The organism is Sporosarcina sp. P26b (assembly GCF_002743245.1).
GTDB lineage: Bacteria > Bacillota > Bacilli > Bacillales_A > Planococcaceae > Sporosarcina > Sporosarcina ureae_C.
Genome location: NZ_PDYW01000009.1, coordinates 1 through 20,637, shown reverse-complemented (window position 1 = coordinate 20,637; position 20,637 = coordinate 1). Strand labels below are relative to the sequence as shown.

Genomic DNA, 20,637 nt, shown 5'->3' with positions numbered 1-20,637 from the left:
GTATCTATGCTATAATAAAAGCAAGTTTGGCGAAAAGGAGAAATTTTAAAATATGGAAGAAACGATTAGTTTACAGGAGTTATTTACTACGTTAAAGAAACGACTAGGTTTAATCATAGGAACTACAATAGCTGCGGCAGTAATAGCTGTAATTATCAGCTATTTCTTTTTGACACCAATCTATCAATCTTCTACACAGATTTTGGTGACTCAACAATATGTAGAACAACAGCAATTTACCTCTCAAGATATTCAAACGAACTTACAGCTTATCAATACATATAATGCCATCATCAAAACTCCGGTTATCTTAGATCAAGTTATTAAAAACTTAGACTTGGACATAACACCAGCTGCACTTAACGCGCAACTTACGGTAAATAGTGAGCAAAACTCACAAGTTGTTAATTTAACCGTGCAAGATCCAGAACCTCACAAAGCGGTGGATATTGCGAATACAACAGCAGAAGTATTCCAAAAAGAAATCGTAAACTTAATGAATGTGGATAATGTCAATATACTATCGCCAGCAATCTACGTCGAAGATCCGAAACCAGTGAAGCCGAATAAGCAACTAAACATTGCGATTGCCGCAGTAATCGGTCTCATGGTTGGCGTAGGAATTGCATTTTTACTTGAATACTTGGACACGACGGTCAAAACGGAACAGGATATTGAAGAGTTGCTAGGTTTGCCTGTATTGGGTCTAGTTAGCCCGATTTCCGATAAAGACGATCCCGTAGCGAATGATGCGCAACAGAAAGGATCAAAAGCTCATGTCAAAAAAGCCCATGTTTAAAAAGAAAAAGCAACCGAAACAATCTGTTGCACGTAAATTAGTTACAGAAACCACTCCGAAATCCGTGGTGTCAGAGCAATTTCGTACCATTCGGACGAATATAAATTTCTCTATGCCGGATCACGATCTAAAGACCCTCTTATTCACTTCCGCAACACCAGGTGAAGGGAAGTCTACTGCATCTGCAAATACAGCGGTAGTATTCGCACAAGAAGGAAAGAAAGTCCTGTTGATTGATGCGGATATGCGGAAACCGACAACGCACTATACATTTTCCAGAATGAATGCGACTGGGCTATCCAATCTATTGACCCGTCAATGGGAGATAGACGATATTATCCAGCAGACGGACATAGAAGGATTGGATCTGATTACTAGTGGACCCATACCACCGAATCCTGCAGAATTATTAGGCTCTAAGACTATGGATACATTAATAGAAAAACTCAAAGAGAAGTATGACCTGTTAATATTTGATGCGCCACCTGTACTATCCGTAACGGACGCACAAATCCTATCGAATAAAGCAGAAGGTACTATTCTCGTACTGAATGCAGGAACAACAGAAAAAGAAAGTGTGCTAAAGGCAAAAGAAGCACTGATCTCTTCACAAGCAAATATTCTAGGAACAATCTTAAATAACTTCATACTACAAAAAGACCATTACTATTATCAGTATTATGGAAATGATGAGTGAAAGGGCCCTGTGCCTTTTCACTTTTCTTACATTAAGTAATGTGCTAGGAGGACATACATGATTGATATACATAGCCATCTATTGTTCGGTGTCGATGATGGACCGGAAACAATGGAAGGAACGATGCGCATGGTAGAAGAGGCTGCGTCAGAAGGAATTACCCATCTAGTCGTTACACCGCATGCCTATAGCCCACAGTACCACGTACCTGTGAAAGAAGTAGAAAGCCAGGTTCGAATGATTGGGGACATTATCAAGGCCGCAGAAATCGACCTCACCCTATCCACGGGTCAAGAAGTGCGAATCCACGAACATATCATCCAGAATTTGTTGAATAAAGAAGTATTAACACTAGCAAACTCTCGATACTTACTATTGGAGTTGCCTACACAACATGTACCAGCCTATACAGTGAAAATTATACAGTCACTGCTTGAAGAAGGTATCGTGCCGATCATTGCACACCCTGAACGCAATAAGGGTATAGCTGAGAAGCCTGAGCGATTGGAGCGGCTAGTACGCCACGGTGCGTTGGCACAAGTGACGGCAGGTAGTCTTGCAGGTCACTTCGGCAAAAACGTACAGAAGCTTTCACTACAGCTAATAGAAGCGAACTTAATCCATACATATGGATCGGATGCACATAATACTGATAACCGTCCATTCTTATTCAATAAAGGCTTAGAAGTGTTGGGGAAGAAGATGGATATGGAGACGGTGGATATGTTGCTGCTAAATAATCAACAAATCATTCACAATAAATTACTAACTATCTATGAGCCGGAGATTCCAGTTACTAGAAAATGGTGGCAATTAATTGGATAGGTTGTTAGTATGGTATGAGCTAATAATCTAAAATAACTAGTTTATATGTAATAGAAACGTAACTTGAAAGGAGTGGCTCCTTTGACTGTTCGTAAACGAATGAGCATGCTGATTGTAGCTGATTCTATTATCGTCTTATTATCGATTTATATTGGGTATTTCATGCTTCATCCATTCACTTCGATTATCTTTAATAAAATGCTGCTAATTAGCGCCATTACGATACAAATTGCGCATCACTTCTTTGCCTGGTATTACGGACTGTATCGAAAAGCATGGTCCTATGCATCTATTGGAGAATTGAAGTCTATTGTTAAAGCTGTTACATTTACGATTTTCATCGTAGCAGCTGTACAATTCACCCTTACACAAGATGTCTACGTACGCGCATTGGCCATCACATGGATGCTGCACGTTCTACTCATAGGTGGATCCCGTCTATCTTGGCGTCTAGTCCGTGATGTAGTAGTGAAAGATAAAAGCATCGTGATGAATCGCACAATGATTCTAGGTGCCGGACAAGCAGGCACGATGATCGCAAGACAAATCCTAAGCAATCCAGAATACGGCATGAAACCTGTCGTTTTTGTAGATGACGACAAAATGAAGCAGGGTCTCGAAATTTATGGTATACGTGTCTATAAAGGCACAGAAAATATCCAGCAACTTGTGGACATGCACCATATAGATAAAATCGTCATCGCCATTCCCTCTATGGGGAAACAGCAAATGAGAGAGCTAATGAAGCGTTGTGTCGATACAGGTGTCAAAACGCAAACCATTCCACGCATCGAAGACTTGATGACAGGAAGAGTGTCCGTTAAAGATATGCAAGATGTGAAGATTGAAGATCTACTCGGGCGTGACGAAGTACAACTCGATATGCATGCTATCGTAAAAAAGTTGACGGGTAAAACGATTCTCATCACAGGTGCTGGCGGTTCAATAGGTTCTGAAATTTGTAGACAAGTCATAGAGTTCCGACCGAAGAGAGTGATACTACTCGGTCATGGTGAAAACTCGATCTATACTATAGACATGGAACTGCGTCAAAAGGTTTCATCTAACACAGAAATATATCCAGTGATCGCAGATGTGCAAGACCGTACACGTATATTTGACCTTATAGGTGAACTTAAACCGGATGTCATCTATCACGCGGCCGCACATAAACACGTACCGCTTATGGAAAGCAATCCAATGGAAGCCGTGAAAAATAATATCTTCGGTACAAAAAACGTGGCAGAAGCGGCTAGATTCTTTGGCGTCTCCCACTTCGTTCTCGTATCGACTGACAAAGCAGTGAACCCACCGAACATAATGGGTGCGACAAAGCGCTTCGCTGAAATGATTGTGCAAAATTTAGCGAAAGACAGTGATACCAAATTCGCAGCCGTACGATTCGGCAACGTCTTAGGTTCACGAGGCAGTGTAGTACCGTTATTCAAGCAACAAATTGCTAAAGGCGGACCGATCACGATTACCGATCCAGAAATGACAAGATACTTCATGACGATTCCCGAAGCGTCACGCTTAGTTATTCAAGCAGGTACACTTGCGCAAGGTGGGGAAGTGTTTGTTCTCGATATGGGTGAACCGGTAAAGATTGTTGATTTAGCGAAGAATCTGATCAAGCTTTCTGGTTATGAAGAAGATGAAATTGAAATTAAGTACTCTGGTATTCGTCCAGGGGAGAAGCTATTTGAAGAGTTGTTGAATGAAAATGAACGACAGAGTGAGCATGTATTCCCGAAGATTTATATTGGGAAGGCTACGCCGATATCGGAGACGGAGCAGCTGTATGTACTGGATAAGTTGCCTGGTATGAATAATGAAGAGTTGAAAGAGACACTTGTTGGGTTGGCGAATCGGAAGTTTGTGGAGGCGCCGGTGAGGGAGGCAGAAGCATTATGAAAATCTTACAGGATGGGAGGTTAGGTCTTGACGCATATCAAATTCGATTTTTCAAAAGCGAGTCAGTATTTTGGTAATTACAAAGTATCTTTTCTAGAGCAGACGGTAGAATCAATCCACGAGCAAATGCATAGCGGGGATAGCGAGCATAAAGACTATCTAGGATGGCTCGATTTACCCGAGAACTATGATCGTAAAGAGTTCGAGCGTATTGTACGTACAGCTGAAAAGATTAAAGAGACTAGTGAGATATTGGTAGTAATCGGTATCGGCGGTTCGTATCTTGGTGCACGTGCTGCGATTGAAATGTTGCAGCATAGTTTCTACAATATGATGTCGAATGAAAAAAGAAATGCACCACAAATCTTGTTTGTCGGACATAATTTGAGCTCTACCTATATCTCTCATGTACTAGACATGCTAAACGACAAAGACTTTTCAATTAATATCATCTCGAAATCGGGGACGACAACTGAACCTGCCATCGCATTCCGTATTTTCCGTAAGCTACTTGAAGAGCGATATGGTAAAGAGCAAGCTCGAGGGCGTGTTTACGTTACTACCGATAATCAAACAGGTGCGTTAAAAGAAATGGCAGATAAGGAAGGATACGAAACCTTCTCTATTCCAGATGATATCGGGGGACGCTATTCAGTACTAACAGCAGTTGGTCTATTACCGATTGCAGCAAGCGGTATCGATATAAAAGACATCATGGCGGGTGCGCTACAGGCACAGCGTGAGCTCACTGAACCACAACTCGACTTAAACGCAGCGTATCAATATGCTGTCATACGCAATATCCTCTTCCAAAAAGGTATGGCAATCGAGATGTTCGTTACGTACGAACCTGGACTCCATTTTCTTGCGGAATGGTGGAAGCAGCTATTCGGTGAAAGTGAAGGGAAGGATCGTCGTGGGATATTCCCAGCATCCGCGAACTTCTCAACAGACTTGCATTCCTTCGGTCAGTATATACAAGAAGGACAACGCAATCTATTTGAAACAATCATCACAGTTGAAAAGCCAAAGTATGATATTTTAATCGAAAGCGATGAAGACAATATCGACGGATTGAATTACTTGGCAGGGAAGACAGTAGATGAAGTCAACAAGAAAGCTTTCGAAGGAGCACTAGACGCACATATTGAAGGCGAGGTTCCGGGATTAGTATTTGAAATCCCTGCAATCGATGCCTATACATTTGGCTATCTTGTCTATTTCTTTGAAAAATCCTGTGCAATGAGCTCTTATCTATTCGGAGTGAATCCATTCGACCAACCAGGTGTCGAATTATATAAAACCAATATGTTCAAGTTATTGGACAAGCCAGGATATGAGCAAGACCATAAAGTACGTGTAGATTCATAAAACACTAATTAACTTAAGTGAAGGGACCTGAAAAACATGCAATGGAAAATAAAAGCACAAGAGTGGCTGGCACAGCTTACAGATGAAGATCCTATGAAGCTGGAACTTACAGAGTTGCTACAGAATGAGCAACAGGCAGAGGATTGCTTCTATAAAGATTTAGAGTTTGGTACAGGCGGTATGCGTGGTGTAATGGGTCCTGGAACGAATCGGTTAAACATTTACACGGTGCGTAAAGTGGCTCTTGGACTTGCTCAGTACGTTGCGAAACAAGGAAAGTCCGCTATGAAGCGTGGAGTAGTGATTTCTTATGATTCACGTCACCTATCTGAAGAATTTGCGCTTGAAATGGCAAAGGTAATTGGCGGGCAAGGAGTAACAGCGTATCTGTTTGACGCACTTCGACCTACACCACTGCTATCATTTGCAGTTCGTCACTTGCAGGCATTTGCAGGCGTGATGATTACGGCAAGTCATAATCCACCGGAGTATAATGGCTTGAAAGTATATGGTGAAGATGGCGCACAATTACCACCTGAAGCAGCAGATGTCATTATTGAATATATAGAGAAGTCAGGTTCCGATCTGATACAAGATACAGTAAATACAAAACAGTTACAATCACAAGGGCTACTCGTATACATTGGTGATGCAGTGAATCAAGCTTACATAAAAGAATTACAAACAATTCGAATCAATAAAGAAGTAAACGACGTTTCGATTGTATTCACAGCCCTTCATGGAACAGCGAGTAAACCTATGCAACAAGCATTCGAATCGTTTGGCTTTGACAATGTGCAATATGTAAAAGAACAAGAACAGCCTGATCCAAACTTTTCTACTGTAAAAAGTCCCAATCCTGAGGAAGCAGGAGCCTTTGAGCTAGCTATTCAATATGGTGAAGAAGATGGAGCGGATCTACTACTAGCTACTGACCCAGATGCAGATCGACTTGGGGTGGCAGTACGTGATGAACAGCAACAATTCAAACTGTTGACGGGTAACCAAATTGGTACAGTCATTCTGAATTACTTACTTGAAGAAAAACTGAAGGCTGGAGAGCTACCACGTAATAGTACGGTCATGAAAACTATCGTATCTACCGATATAGTGAGTGCTATGACTTCCAAGTATCATATAGAAACAGTGAATGTATTAACTGGATTTAAATTTATCGCGGAGAAAATTCATGACTACGAAAAGTCAAAAGAGCGTTCATTCCTCTTTGGTTTTGAGGAAAGCTACGGCTATCTAATTGGCGATTTCGTACGTGATAAAGATGCTATTCAAACAGCCGTTTTTATGGCGGAGATAGCTGCTGTATATAAAGCTAGAGGGAAAACCATTTATCAAGTGTTACAGGAAATCTATGAAGAGTATGGTTACTATAAGGAACAAACTGTTTCTATCACGTTAGAAGGGAAAAATGGTGCAGGGCAAATCACTAATATTATGGATTCGTTCCGTAACACTGTCCCAACTAACATAAGTAATATCAACATCCAGCGAATAGAAGACTATCAAAGCTCTGAAGCAATAGATTGCAGTACGGGAATGAAAACAAAGATTGATTTACCAACATCCAATGTACTGAAATATACACTAGAAAACGATTCTTGGCTCGTGATTCGTCCTTCAGGTACTGAACCGAAATGTAAATTCTATTTTGCGACAAAAGGTCAGAGTGAACAAGAAGCGACAGAGAACTTACAGATGATTAGTGATTCAGTCTTGAACATGGTGAATACAGAAATACTACAAAAAGTATAAGGGTGAGCAAAATGAAAAAAGTACGGAAAGCGATTATTCCAGCGGCTGGTTTAGGTACACGTTTCTTACCGGCAACGAAAGCGATGCCGAAAGAGATGTTGCCGATTGTGGATAAGCCAACTATTCAATATATTGTCGAAGAGGCAATTGCTTCAGGAATTGAAGATATTATTATTGTTACGGGTAAGGGTAAACGTGCGATTGAAGATCACTTTGATATGAATTATGAGTTAGAAGATAGTTTGGAACAAAAGGGTAAGCTTGAGCTTTTGGAAAAGGTACAGCAATCTTCTAATGTAGAAATTCATTATATTCGACAGAAAGAACCAATGGGACTTGGACATGCGGTTTGGTGTGCACGAAAGTTTATTGGAGATGAACCATTTGCTGTGTTGTTGGGTGATGATATTGTGCAGAGTGATGTGCCAGGGTTGAAGCAGCTGATGGATCAGTATGATGAAACACATGCCTCTGTTATTGGTGTTCAGACCGTTCCCGATGAAGACACAGATCGATATGGTATTGTAGAGCCTGCTGGAAAGACTGGGCGCAGGTACGCAGTTGAGAACTTTGTAGAGAAGCCAAAGCAAGGTACTGCACCTTCTAATTTAGCTATTATGGGTAGATATGTATTGACTCCCGAAATTTTTTCCATATTGGAGAAGCAAGATCGTGGCGCAGGTGGGGAGATTCAGTTGACTGACGCTATTCAAGAGTTGAATAAGATTCAGCGTGTGTTTGCTTATGATTTTGAGGGTAAGCGGTATGATGTTGGGGAGAAGTTAGGGTTTATTACTACGACTATTGAGTTTGCTTTGCAGAATGAAGAGATTAAAGATGAGTTATTAGAGTATTTAATAGATAAAGTTGAAGAGTTGAAAGATTAAAGTTAAGTTAAGTTTAAATGTTACTCAAGTAGTTAAAAGTCTATTCTGTAATTGGGAAGATATTTATTATTTACCAGTAACTAATATAATAGAAGAAGTAAATACAAACTTCTTCTATTATATCCCATTAGAGTGTATTAACACCCCTAAAAAGAAGTAGGGTATTTGTGCAAGGGTGTTATATATAACTTTATTAGTATAAAAGTAATCATCATAACTCAAAAGTCTTAGTGACTTAGCAGTTGATTGAAGCGAGATAATTACTTGACTTCAAACAAGTTCTAGTTTACTGAGAGTCATAGGAGATGTTACAGCGATGTATATTTGGTTTAAAAGATTCATTGATATTGTTCTTTCTTTAATAGGATTACTAATCCTGTCACCTATATTTTTAATTCTAATTTTAGCAATAAAACTAGATTCAAAAGGTCCTGTATTATTTAAACAAAAACGTATCGGGATTAATAATACTTATTTTAATATCTTAAAGTTTCGCACTATGAGCATTGATACACCAAAGGACACGCCAACTCATTTGTTAGGAAACCCAGAAAGATATATTACAAAGATGGGTAAGTTTCTTAGAAAAACTTCACTAGATGAACTTCCACAAATATGGAACATTTTTGTTGGACAGATGAGTATTATTGGCCCCAGACCAGCTCTATGGAATCAATATGATTTGATAGAAGAACGTGATAAGTATGGTGCTAATAATATATTGCCTGGGTTGACAGGGTGGGCACAAATAAATGGTAGGGATGAGCTTTCTATTGAAAGAAAAGCAAGTTTGGATGGTCAATACGTCGATAATATCAGTTTAAGAATGGATATAAAGTGCTTTATAGGGACTGTAATTAGTGTTGTGAAAAGCGAGGGCGTAGCAGAGGGCGGTATAGTACAGAAGAATATAGAGTCATCCACTAAAACGAAGCATAAAAAGAATCGGAGGAGCTAGACTATGTTATTAGTTACTGGTATTACTGGGCATACTGGAAAATACTTTTTGCAACAACTAATTGATAATAATTATAAAGGTACAATACGATGTATTATTAGAGAAACATCAGACAGTTCTTGTTTAGATAAAAGCGGATTGGATATAGAAAAAGTTGTTGGAGATATTACTAATGAATTGTTTTTGAATGAATGTATGAAAGATGTTAGTACAATAGTTCATATCGTAAACATTAGATATACATTAAAGATAGTAGAAATTGCTATTAAAAATAATGTATCTAGAGCAATTTTTGTACATACAACAGGAGTATACTCAAAGTTTAAGTCAGCATCTGAAGAATATAAAATGATAGAAAGTAAGTTGGAAGAAATACTAACAAATTCAACAATAAAAGTAACAGTTTTAAAACCTACGATGATTTATGGGGATTTATGTGATCATAATATGAGTCGATTTATAAAAATGATCGACAAATTTAGGGTGTTTCCAGTGATAGATCATGGCAAAGGTTTAATACAACCTGTAAATGCGCGTGACTTAGGTAAAGCATATTATCAAGTACTGGTCCTCCCTTGTGAAAATGCTAAATCGGAATATATCTTATCAGGAGAAAAGCCCATAGAAATGAAAAAAGTTTTAAAAACTATTAGTAACAATTTAGGAAAGAAAACTACATTCATAAGCGTACCGCTAAACGTAGGGGTTTTTTTAGCAAGATTCTTAAAAGTAGCTACAATTGGTAAAGTGAAATATGTGGAGCAAGTGCAACGTATGAGTGAAGATAGATGTTTTACATATGAAGAAGCAAAAAAAGATTTCGGCTTTAAACCTGAACCATTCGAAATTGGAATAGGTAGAGAGATAAAGCAATATTTGGATAGATAGAGAGTGATGAAATTTGAAAAAAAAAGTATTAATATTGTCAAATCATTTTATAACTATATATAATTTCCGGAAAGAGCTGATCAATAAGCTCATAGACGATGGCCATGAAGTGTTTATTTCTATTCCAGCATCGGAAGAGAATTCTTATTTTCATGAATTAGGATGCATTATTATTGAAACAGCTATAGACAGAAGAGGAATGAATCCAATTAGTGATTTAAGTTTGATTTTGAAATATATGAAAATAATTAAAAGAATAAAACCAGATATAATATTCTCTTACACAATAAAACCAAATATATATGGCTGTATCGCTTCCAACATTACTCGAGTGAAACAAGTAAGTAACGTTACTGGCACAGGTGGAACATTTTTAAACAAAAATATTGTTAGTGAAATTGTTAAAGTATTGTATAGAATTTCAATAAAAAGGTCATACAAAGTCTTTTTTCAAAATACAGGAGATAAAGACTTTTTTGTTGAAAATCAATTAATTGCAGATAACTATGCTCTACTACCTGGGTCAGGTGTTAATCTAAAACAATATGCCGTAAGTGATTTGTTAAATGATAGAGAAACTAACTTTATCTTCATTGGTAGGGTAATGAAGATAAAAGGAATAGATCAATATCTTGAAACAGCTAAGAGTATAAAAAGAAAGTACCCAAATACCAATTTTTATATTGCGGGTTTTATAGAAGATGAAGACTTCACAGAGATTATTGAAGAATACCATACAAAGAAAATAATAAACTATATTGGTTTTCAAAAGGATATTAAAACTTGGATAGAAAAATGTCAATGTACAATCTTGCCGTCTTTAGGTGGCGAAGGAGTACCCAATGTATTATTGGAAACCGCAGCTATGGGAAGAGTATGCATTGCATCTAATATTAGCGGTTCAAAAGAGGTTATAGAAGATCGAAAAACGGGATATTTATATGAATCTGGAAATACAAAAGAATTAATTAGTGTTGTTGAAGAATTTTTGAATTTAAATTATGATCATAAAAAAGAAATGGCGTTGGCAGGTAGAACAAGGGTAGAAAAACATTTCAATAGAGACATTGTTATTAATAGGTACTTGTCCGAAATGGAAAAATTATGAAAATAGAGGGATTATATATTGAACTATGAAAAACTTATACCTAGTCGGAATACGAGGTTGAAAATCTTAGGGTTGACAGATTTTGTACCAGATAAAGTAATGATTAAAATACAATACTGGTTGAAGACGGGCAGATTATTGAATTTAAATGATCCTAAGCGATATAATGAAAAATTACAATGGTATAAACTGTATTATCATGATCCACTGATGACAGAGTGCGCAGATAAATTTAGGGTAAGAGAATACGTATCATCTAAAGGTCTGGATGATATTCTAGTACCTCTTTATGGTGTATATAACGATAGCCAAGAAATTGAATTCAATACTTTACCTAATAAATTTGTATTTAAAACTAATAACGGTAGTCATACTAATATTCTTTGTAAGGATAAGTCAAAGCTGAACTTTCAAGATACTAAGTTAGTATTAAATTCTTGGTTAAATCAAAGAACCCCTAGGGCTGGAAGGGAATGGGCTTACTATGATATAGAACCTAAAATTATTTGTGAAAAGTATTTGGAAACAAGCAATGACGAGTTAATAGATTATAAATTTTATTGTTTTAATGGCAAACCATCTTATATAAAAGTCGCTAAGGAACATAAAGTGGAAGGGCTTCAAAATGGGATATTTAATATGGCCTTTGAACAACTACCCTATTGTAGAAAAGAAGTGGGGATCATTAATGAAAAAATTGAGATACCAAAGAACTTTGACTTAATGTGTAAAGTTGTTACCAAGCTTTCAGAGGATTTCCCACACGTAAGAGTAGATTTATATAATATAGACGGGGAGATATTCTTTGGAGAACTAACTTTTTATGATACATCTGGATATCAAATTTTCGAACCAGATGAGTTTGATTTTATTTTAGGTGAGCTATTCACTTTAGAGAAAATGATTTTTTAAGGAGTCTTACTAATGCAAGTATTATTTTGTCATGATGGTCCTATCAGGGTAGATGAAGAACAGAACTATTATGGGATTGCGCATAACAATGAAATGTTTAGACGTTACTTTGGTATTGCTGACAGGATTGCAACTGTAATAAGATTAAAAAAGATATCAGAAAACGAATCAAAAGAACGTTTGTCGCAAATCACTATAACACCTTTTAAAGTTTATGAATTGCCTAATATCAGTAGTGTAAAAGGAGTTTTGTTCAACAAAAGTAAAGCAAGAAAGGTTATAAAAAATGCAGTTTTGGAATCTGATTATATAGTAGCAAGATTACCTAGTATGTCGGGTTTTATAGCAATTGATTATGCAAAAAAAAATAATAAACCATATTTGACTGAAGTTGTTGCTTGTCCTTGGGATTCTTTTTGGAACCATAGTATAAGAGGAAAATTTATGGCACCTTTTATGTATTTTGCAACAAAAAAAAGAGTGAAAAATTCAAAGTTCACTGTATATGTTACTAATGAATTCTTACAAAGAAGATACCCGACAAAAGGAAGAAATATAAATTGTTCAAATGTAGCCTTAAAAGATTTCGACGATACCGTTTTAGAGAAAAGAATTAGGGAAATAGAAAAGAAAAAGACCGAAGATAATTTTATAATCGGTACTACAGCAGCAGTTGACGTTAGGTATAAAGGGCAACAATATATTATAAAAGCTATAGCAAAGTTGAAAGAGGAGGGGTATATAAATTTTCAATATCAAATTGTTGGTGCTGGAGATCAAACGTATTTAAAGTCAATAGCAAAAAAGTATAACGTTGTTGAACAAATTAAATTTATGGGACCCATGACTCATAGTCGAGTATTTGATTGGTTAAAAACAATTGATTTATATTCTCAGCCAAGTAGACAAGAGGGGCTACCTAGAGCATTAATAGAGGCCATGAGTTGTGGACTACCCGCATTTGGTGCCAATACTGCTGGAATTCCAGAATTACTAGAGGATAAGTATATATTCAGTAATACATCCAGTAATACAAAAGAGATTGTGAACATATTAACCAGTTACACAAAGCAAGATATGCAAATACAGGCTGAAAACAATTACAATGAAGCAAAAAGGTATACTAGTTCAATACTTGAAGATAGAAGAAAAAAGTTCTTCGAAGAATTTACAGATGCATATATTATCAGGGAATAGAGGGTAACATGAAAAAAACTATAGTTTACAGATACTTAGCATTATTATTTTTCATAATTACTTCTGGAATTACCTTGATAATATCCACTTCATTAGTAAACTTGATAATATCATTTTTAATATTAACTTTCGGGGCATTTATAATTGTGAAATTCAATATTTCGCATCCGTATGTTTGGTATACTGCATTTTTCACCATGTATACGCTAGGCTATCCACTGTTGGTTCTAATGAACGAGAATAATTCTAATTATAATTATGGTATTTCAAAAGAATTGTTTTATTTACATTGGTTAGCATTAGTTTCATTTCTTTTAGTTGTTACACCCAAGGTAGTAGATATTAAAAAGATTAGAAATAAGTTATCAGATAATACTTTTGCTTTTAGTGAATATGTCTATTGGCTATTTACGATACTATCTTTTATTTTTTTAATACTTATAAAAACACAAGGCTACACTTCAAAAATACAATTAGCCGAATCAGATTCATTAATTGTGATCCTAGGAATGAGAATGTTGCTTGTTTATATTCTAGTTGTAGCAGTTCAACTTACTAAAGATATAATTGGCAATAAGAAATCAATATATGTTCACTTTTTCACCACCTTTGTTATCACGTTTGTTGTTATGTATTTTACCGCAGAAAGAGATGTTTTATTAAGATATATTTTGGTAGTATTTTTTATATATTATGCGTTGCTATATAAAAACACACACAGGTTTAAATTGATAATAACTATTCTTACATTATTTATATCTATACCATTAAGTAGAAGTATAAAGTTTTTAGGTATGCGTGGGGAAACATCAACCTTTGAAAGTAATATACTTGTAGAGTTTATAAACTCTGAATTCCATACTCAAGCTAGGAATGTTCAATTATTATTGAATCAAAAAAATGTTGAAGGAATATTTGAAGGTAAATCTTTTATTCTGGCAATAAATAAGTTAATGGGTTTAAGTGACTTTAGTGCGTTGAATTGGTTTCAAAATACTTTTTATGCAACAAATAGAACTGGGATGGGTTTTTCATTACTAGGTGAAGGTTATATTAACCTGGGGTATATTGGTGTAATAATGATGTTTATGTTAATTGGTTTGATAATTAGATTATCTTATTTAAGCAGCATAAAGAGTATGTATGGTTTTGTAATATACCTAATGCTTATACCAATTGCAATCTATACAATTAGGGCTGATTTACATAACTTCTTGTCTCAATTTTTAAAGCAGGTATTGATAATGGTCTTAATTTTTAGAGTAGTAGACACTTCATTATCCAAGAGGACTAAAAAGAAACGAATGGGGAAAAGTGAAATATGATCAAAGCTGTAATTAAAAGATTCATTGCTTTAATTAAATTATATATCATGAAGGTTATATTTATGAAGAATATCGAATTTCAATTGGAAGAATTAATTTCATTTAGCACTAAAATTAGAATTAAAGGAAAAGGAAAAGTGATTTTGAAAAAGAAAGTCGGTACTAGAAGAAATGTAGAATTAGCTGTTGATACAATGGGAGTAATTTCAATAGGAAAAAGTTGTTTCTTTAATAATAATTGCATGGTCGTGGCTCATGAAAAGATTTTGATAGGCGATTATTGTTCTTTTGGTCCTAATGTATTAATTTATGATCATGATCATGACTTTAGAGCGTATAATGGCATAAAGAGTGGTCATTTTAAAACTTCAACTATTGAAATCGGAAACAATGTTTGGGTTGGAGCGAATTCTATTATATTAAGGGGATCTAAAATTGGCGATAATTGTGTTATTGCTGCAGGTAGTGTAATAAAAGGTGAATACAAAAGTAATTCTATAGTATTAAATGAAAGAGAAGAGAGAGTTGTAGAATATGATTATGAAGGTGAATAAGTGTTATGGTATCGTTTGAGAATTCAGTTGAATCCAATTGAGGTGATAAAACTTGAAAATTAGCACTATTAGAAACCTGTCTTGGATGGTCCTTGCTAATACTATCTCATCTTTAACGAAGTGGTTTATAATAATTTTAATAGCAAAACAACTAACTGTAAAGGACGTCGGTGAATATTCACTTGCGTTTGCAGTTTCTGCGCCAATAGTATTGCTTGTTCAAATGAAACTGAGATCGATATTTGTCACTGAATCGAAAATCAATTTTAATAACTTTCTTTATATACGAAAATTTTCCAGTATACTTGCCATATTAATATTGTCCTCTATAGCTATTTTATTCTATAAAGATTATTTTATTTTGATACTTATTGTAGGTTTATCTAAGTTATTAGATTTATATTCAGATATGTACTATGCTTATCCCCATAAAAAAAATGATTTAAGTTTAATTGGTAAGTTATTAATATCGAAAAGTATATTACTGTTTTTACTGTTTTTTATTGCTTTAAAAATTTCAAATAATTTATTATATTCTTATTTATTTATGATAATATTCCAAGTATTAATTTTGATATTTGTTGAGATAAATATCATTAAAAAGAAATTTAACATTTATCTTGAAACTATAGATAATAATTTAATTAGAGATATCTTGAAATCGGCAATTCCTTTAGGAATTGTAGCAATGATTTATTCATTTACTATTAATGTACCAAGGTACATATTAGAGTATTTCGAGTCATCTATAACGTTGGGATATTTTTCTGCAATAATGTACATAGTTACCGTAAGTAATCTATTTCAAGTAGCAATTTCGCAAGTTTTTTTGCCAAGACTTTCTAAATTATATAATAATAATTTATATTCCGAATTTAAACATCATCTTTGGAAAAAGTTAATGCTTGCTTCTTCAATTATAGGTTTGTGCCTTATAGTTGTAATATGGATTTTTGGTGAACAAATACTCGGTTTACTTTATGGACCAGAATACGGTAGTTATTCAGGGATTCTTAGATTAGCTGTAGTAGCAGTTGTTATTAATATGTTTAGTGGAAATATTGATACTGCTTTAATGGCCACCAGAAATATCAAAGCCCAACCTAAAATACTTATTATAAACTTTTTTTTGACATTAGTTATAAGTATGATTTTTATAAGACAATTTGGCATAACTGGTGCTGCATATTCATTAATAATAAGCAATTCAATATTGTTATTATTAAGGCTTGTTATTTATAGAAAAAAGTTGAAAGTTGATGAGGCATTGTGAAAACTATTAAACATTAAATGTGAATGAAACGAGGTTTGTAAAATTTTCAAGGTTTCAGTAGCTAGAATAAGATATGTTGGATGGATGTTAGGGGGTATCTTCGCTGTAGTCGGTCATCAAGTAACATGAGTTGATATTGATGAAGCCGTAGTCAATCCGATGAATTCAGAAATTCTACCTATTTATAAAGAAGACCTAGAAAGCTTAATGCAGAAGAATAGACTACACTACACTACAGATTACAAATCAGCTTACAGATGCGTATGTCATTTCCCTAGTGTACGAATTCCAGAGGAAGCAGATGGTTCAATAAATCATTCTTATGTTGCAACTGTAGCGAGACAAATTGCTAAATCAGTAGAAAATGGTTGCTTGGTTGTAGTAAAGTCTAAAGTACCAGTAGTAACAAATGATAAATTTGAACAATACATACAATACATCATAGTAAATGATGTAATAGTAGAAGGTGCATCTAATCCAGAATTCTTAGCCCAGATACGCTATGCGAATTGTCATAGGTAACGAATGTAAATGGGCTGAAGAATGTCTGATGGATTTCTACAAGGCATTCAATTTACCAATTGTTTCAGTTTACAGAAGATCTGCTTGAATGATTAAATATGCTTCTAATGACTTTCTAGCGCTTAAAATATATTATATGAATGATATTGCGAATCTGTGTAAGTTGGTTGGAGCTGATATTAAGGATGTTGCCAATGAGCACGTACTTTGAAGAACATCTTGGAAGTAAGTTTCTAAATGCAAGTATTGGATTTCGTGGATCATGTTTCACTAAAGATATGAAAATTTTAGAAATCCTGGTAAGTGAAAATCATAATGAACTTAAAACAGTTATAGCAGCTATTGAAATAAATGAAAAGCAGGAGATATTGTTATATTGAAAAGCAAGCAAACGGTTGACTACTTTTAATGGACTTAAAGTTACTGTGCTTGGTTTGACGATTAAACCTAATACTGATGATTTAAGAGAAGTTGCGTCACTTGAAAATATTTCATTGTACTGAATCAAAGAGCGAATATTTGTGTATATGACACTATAGGTACCCAGAATTTTTCCGAGCATTATCTTGAAGAATCTTTATGCAATGGTTCTTTTTGTTATATTTCGAGTTCGGAAAAAACATTACAGAATGCGAATCTATGTTACGCCTGATATATAAAGAGTTGATGAATGCACGATTAGTATATGTCGAACCTAATATTTATAACCTTGCTGATAAGGAATCAGCGGGTTTAGAGTATCACTTTGTTGGAAGAGCATCAACTAGTGCTGCAACTAGAAAGGAGCATACAAACGATGAACAATACAAATCTTAATCCTGAAAAAATCTATTTAATTACGGGGGCTGGAGGCTTTATTGGTTCCTATTTATCTAAGAGATTGTTAGATCATGGGTATAAGGTTGTAGGAATTGATAACTTAAACGATTACTACGATGTTGGACTTAAGGAAGCTAGATTAGAAAACTTAAGTACTCTTGAAGATTTCATATTTATTAGAGAGGATATTTCAAATAAAGATGAACTGATGGCCATTTTTGAAAAGTACAAGCCGGACGTTGTCGTGAACCTGGCTGCGCAAGCAGGAGTTCGATACTCTATTGAAAATCCTGATGCTTATATTCAAAGTAATATTGTAGGCTTCTATAATATATTAGAAGCATGTCGTCATTATCCAGTAGAACATCTTATTTATGCTTCATCTAGTTCTGTCTATGGTGAAAATAAGAAAGTACCATTTGAAGAAACTGATTCTGTAGATCATCCAGTGTCGTTATATGCTGCTACTAAGAAGTCTAATGAATTGATGGCTCATACATATAGTCATTTATATAAGATACCGTCTACTGGTCTACGTTTCTTTACAGTATACGGCCCAATGGGTAGACCTGATATGGCATACTTTGGCTTTGCTGATAAGTACTTTGCTAGAGAGTCTATTAAGATCTTTAATAATGGTGATTTTGAGAATGATTTGTATCGTGACTTTACTTACATTGATGATATTATCACGGGGATAGAGAAGTTGATTGTTACTCCCCCAGCAGGTGATGATCAAGTAGCTCATCGAGTGTTTAATATTGGTAACAACAGCCCTGAAAAGCTGATGACGTTTATTGGGGCACTTGAAGTGGCACTTAGTAATGCGATGGGAAAAGAAGTTACTTTTAAGAAAGAATTTGAACCGATCAAGCCTGGTGATGTACCAGCTACTTACGCTTCTACAGACCGTCTTCAAGAAGCGGTAGGGTTTAAGCCTGAGACTAGCATAGAAGAAGGTTTACAACAGTTTGCTGACTGGTATGTGGAGTATTATAATAAAAAGTGATATATGAGCGTTACTGAGAGACCACCTAGTTTTGGTGGTCTTTTAGATAAAGTAGGATTCCTAATTATGAAAGGTGAGTTTTAAAAATGAAAATAGCTGTAGCTGGTATAGGGTATGTTGGACTTTCCAATGCAATCCTACTATCTCAACACAATGAAGTAACAGTTGTCGACATCATCCCTGAAAAAGTAGAGTTGATTAACAATAAGAAATCACCAATTGTTGATAGAGAAATTGAAGAGTATCTGCAGACAAAAGAATTAAATTTAACTGCAACTACAGATAATTCCTTAGCGTATAAGGATGCAGAATATGTCGTTATCTCTACTCCGACGAATTATGATCCAGAGAAAAACTATTTTGATACACGTACAGTCGAAGCAGTAATTTCCAATGTATTGTCTATCAATCCAGATGCGATTATGGTGATCAAATCAACAGTGCCAATTGGCTATACAAAGGAAGTGAAAGAGAAATTTAATACGGAAAATATTATGTTCTCACCGGAATTCTTGCAAGAAGGAAGAGCGTTATACGATAACTTGCATCCTTCACGTATAATTGTTGGAGAAAAGTCCGAGAGAGCTAAAGTCTTTGCTGATTTATTAGCAAAGGGAGCGATTAAGGAAGATATTCCGGTATTGTATACGGATTCAACTGAAGCAGAAGCTATTAAATTATTTGCTAATACCTATTTAGCAATGCGCGTTTCGTTCTTTAATGAACTTGATTCTTTTGCAGAAGTAAAAGGATTGGATAGTAAACAAATTGTGGACGGTATCGGGTTAGATCCACGTATAGGGGATCACTATAATAATCCTTCATTTGGTTATGGGGGTTACTGTTTACCAAAAGATACAAAGCAATTGTTAGCTAATTATGAGAACGTTCCTAATAACATAATAACGGCTATTGTAGAGGCTAATAGTACGAGAAAAGAACATATTGCTGAAATGATTATTAAGAAGAATCCTAGCGTTGTAGGTATTTATAGACTGACGATGAAGATGGATTCTGATAACTTTAGACAGTCCGCGATTCAAGATGTTATGAATAGAATTAAGGCTGAAGGTATTGAGGTAGTTATATATGAGCCAGCACTTGATGAGAGTACTTTCAATGATTCTAGAGTCATCAATAGCTTTGAAGAGTTTAAGAAGACGTCGGATGTAATTGTTGCAAATCGACTGTCAGATGACTTGCTTGATGTAAAGGATAAAGTGTATACGAGAGATTTGTTTAGTAAGAACTAGTTAAAACAGCCATAGAAAAAGTTTCTAGGGCTGTTGTTGTGCCTAAAAGAAGGTACTAGGTCTCCAAACAATTCATTCAAAAAATCCAAAGTGTTCTAATCATGAAAATGATTAGAGCATTTTTTATGTTTATGGGTTGGGATGAGTCGGAATAATATTATCAAATATAAAGTAAGCGTCAAATAGTGAACACATTCTAATAGAAGATAATTCGTGAGATACTCCTCCCATAGAACATATTTGGGAGGTATTTATTTGAAAAGAAAAGAAAGAAAAGAAAAGAAAAGAAAAGAAAAAGAAGCATAAATAGCGCTACCTGTGAATCATACAATTCGGGCACTAGTCTGACAATTCGCGGACATACAAAATGTAAAGTCAACTGATCGTATAAACGATCGGGTAGCTTTTTTATCGTAAAAGAAGTAAGCGTCAAAAAATGAACACGTTGTTTCATATAAAAGAAAATGCCCCAAAGAATCGATTAAAGATTCTTCGGGGCATTTTCTATTTCTTTGACTGGATATAACAATTCTTTGGTAAGGTCTTCGACCAAGGC

General features: G+C 35.1%; 17 protein-coding genes and 1 pseudogene. All 18 read left to right on the top strand.

The window, feature by feature from the left end; translation table 11 throughout:
* The first annotated feature begins 52 nt into the window (after nucleotides 1-52).
* Complete coding sequence (locus tag CSV69_RS10145; protein WP_099693338.1) at nucleotides 53-799, top strand: YveK family protein; 747 nt, start codon at nucleotides 53-55, stop codon at nucleotides 797-799.
* A complete protein-coding gene (locus tag CSV69_RS10140) occupies nucleotides 792-1,496 on the top strand; it encodes a CpsD/CapB family tyrosine-protein kinase (RefSeq protein WP_099693376.1) in 705 nt (234 codons plus the stop codon). Before CSV69_RS10145 ends, CSV69_RS10140 begins: the two co-directional genes overlap by 8 nt.
* 57 nt (nucleotides 1,497-1,553) lie before the next feature.
* Nucleotides 1,554-2,321, top strand: coding sequence for a tyrosine-protein phosphatase (locus tag CSV69_RS10135; protein WP_099693337.1), 768 nt, complete (start codon nucleotides 1,554-1,556; stop codon nucleotides 2,319-2,321).
* An 81-nt stretch (nucleotides 2,322-2,402) separates the two neighbouring features.
* Nucleotides 2,403-4,235, top strand: a complete 1,833-nt coding sequence (locus tag CSV69_RS10130; RefSeq protein WP_099693336.1) for a polysaccharide biosynthesis protein — start codon at nucleotides 2,403-2,405, stop codon at nucleotides 4,233-4,235.
* A gap of 27 nt (nucleotides 4,236-4,262) precedes the next feature.
* A complete protein-coding gene (locus tag CSV69_RS10125; RefSeq protein ID WP_099693335.1) occupies nucleotides 4,263-5,606 on the top strand; it encodes a glucose-6-phosphate isomerase in 1,344 nt (447 codons plus the stop codon).
* Between the two features lie 36 nt (nucleotides 5,607-5,642).
* Complete coding sequence (locus tag CSV69_RS10120) at nucleotides 5,643-7,376, top strand: phospho-sugar mutase (protein WP_099693334.1); 1,734 nt, start codon at nucleotides 5,643-5,645, stop codon at nucleotides 7,374-7,376.
* Between the two features lie 11 nt (nucleotides 7,377-7,387).
* Complete coding sequence (gene galU, locus CSV69_RS10115; protein WP_099693333.1) at nucleotides 7,388-8,263, top strand: UTP--glucose-1-phosphate uridylyltransferase GalU; 876 nt, start codon at nucleotides 7,388-7,390, stop codon at nucleotides 8,261-8,263.
* Between the two features lie 316 nt (nucleotides 8,264-8,579).
* Entirely contained in the window at nucleotides 8,580-9,221 is a 642-nt protein-coding gene (locus CSV69_RS10110) for a sugar transferase (RefSeq protein ID WP_099693332.1), read from the top strand.
* 3 nt (nucleotides 9,222-9,224) lie between these two features.
* Nucleotides 9,225-10,109, top strand: a complete 885-nt coding sequence (locus CSV69_RS10105; protein ID WP_099693331.1) for an SDR family oxidoreductase — start codon at nucleotides 9,225-9,227, stop codon at nucleotides 10,107-10,109.
* Between the two features lie 13 nt (nucleotides 10,110-10,122).
* On the top strand, nucleotides 10,123-11,217 hold the full coding sequence (locus CSV69_RS10100) for a glycosyltransferase family 4 protein (RefSeq protein ID WP_099693330.1): 1,095 nt from the start codon (nucleotides 10,123-10,125) through the stop codon (nucleotides 11,215-11,217).
* An 18-nt stretch (nucleotides 11,218-11,235) separates the two neighbouring features.
* On the top strand, nucleotides 11,236-12,129 hold the full coding sequence (locus tag CSV69_RS10095) for an ATP-grasp fold amidoligase family protein (RefSeq protein WP_099693329.1): 894 nt from the start codon (nucleotides 11,236-11,238) through the stop codon (nucleotides 12,127-12,129).
* 12 nt (nucleotides 12,130-12,141) lie between these two features.
* A complete protein-coding gene (locus tag CSV69_RS10090) occupies nucleotides 12,142-13,326 on the top strand; it encodes a glycosyltransferase family 4 protein (protein ID WP_099693328.1) in 1,185 nt (394 codons plus the stop codon).
* Between the two features lie 8 nt (nucleotides 13,327-13,334).
* A complete protein-coding gene (locus CSV69_RS10085; protein WP_099693327.1) occupies nucleotides 13,335-14,651 on the top strand; it encodes an O-antigen polymerase in 1,317 nt (438 codons plus the stop codon).
* Between the two features lie 62 nt (nucleotides 14,652-14,713).
* Nucleotides 14,714-15,205, top strand: coding sequence for an acyltransferase (locus CSV69_RS10080; RefSeq protein ID WP_158232647.1), 492 nt, complete (start codon nucleotides 14,714-14,716; stop codon nucleotides 15,203-15,205).
* Between the two features lie 52 nt (nucleotides 15,206-15,257).
* Nucleotides 15,258-16,478 carry an oligosaccharide flippase family protein gene (locus CSV69_RS10075; protein WP_099693325.1) on the top strand — a complete coding sequence of 407 codons (1,221 nt, stop codon included), beginning with the start codon at nucleotides 15,258-15,260 and terminating at the stop codon, nucleotides 16,476-16,478.
* 42 nt (nucleotides 16,479-16,520) lie between these two features.
* Nucleotides 16,521-17,816: pseudogene (locus CSV69_RS10070) on the top strand (nucleotide sugar dehydrogenase).
* Nucleotides 17,797-18,828: a GDP-mannose 4,6-dehydratase gene (locus tag CSV69_RS10065; RefSeq protein WP_099693324.1), complete on the top strand. Its 1,032-nt coding sequence runs from the start codon at nucleotides 17,797-17,799 to the stop codon at nucleotides 18,826-18,828. The pseudogene CSV69_RS10070 and the gene CSV69_RS10065 overlap by 20 nt, the downstream one beginning before the upstream one ends.
* Nucleotides 18,829-18,914: 86 nt before the next feature.
* Nucleotides 18,915-20,081: a nucleotide sugar dehydrogenase gene (locus tag CSV69_RS10060; RefSeq protein ID WP_099693323.1), complete on the top strand. Its 1,167-nt coding sequence runs from the start codon at nucleotides 18,915-18,917 to the stop codon at nucleotides 20,079-20,081.
* Nucleotides 20,082-20,637: the final 556 nt, after the last annotated feature.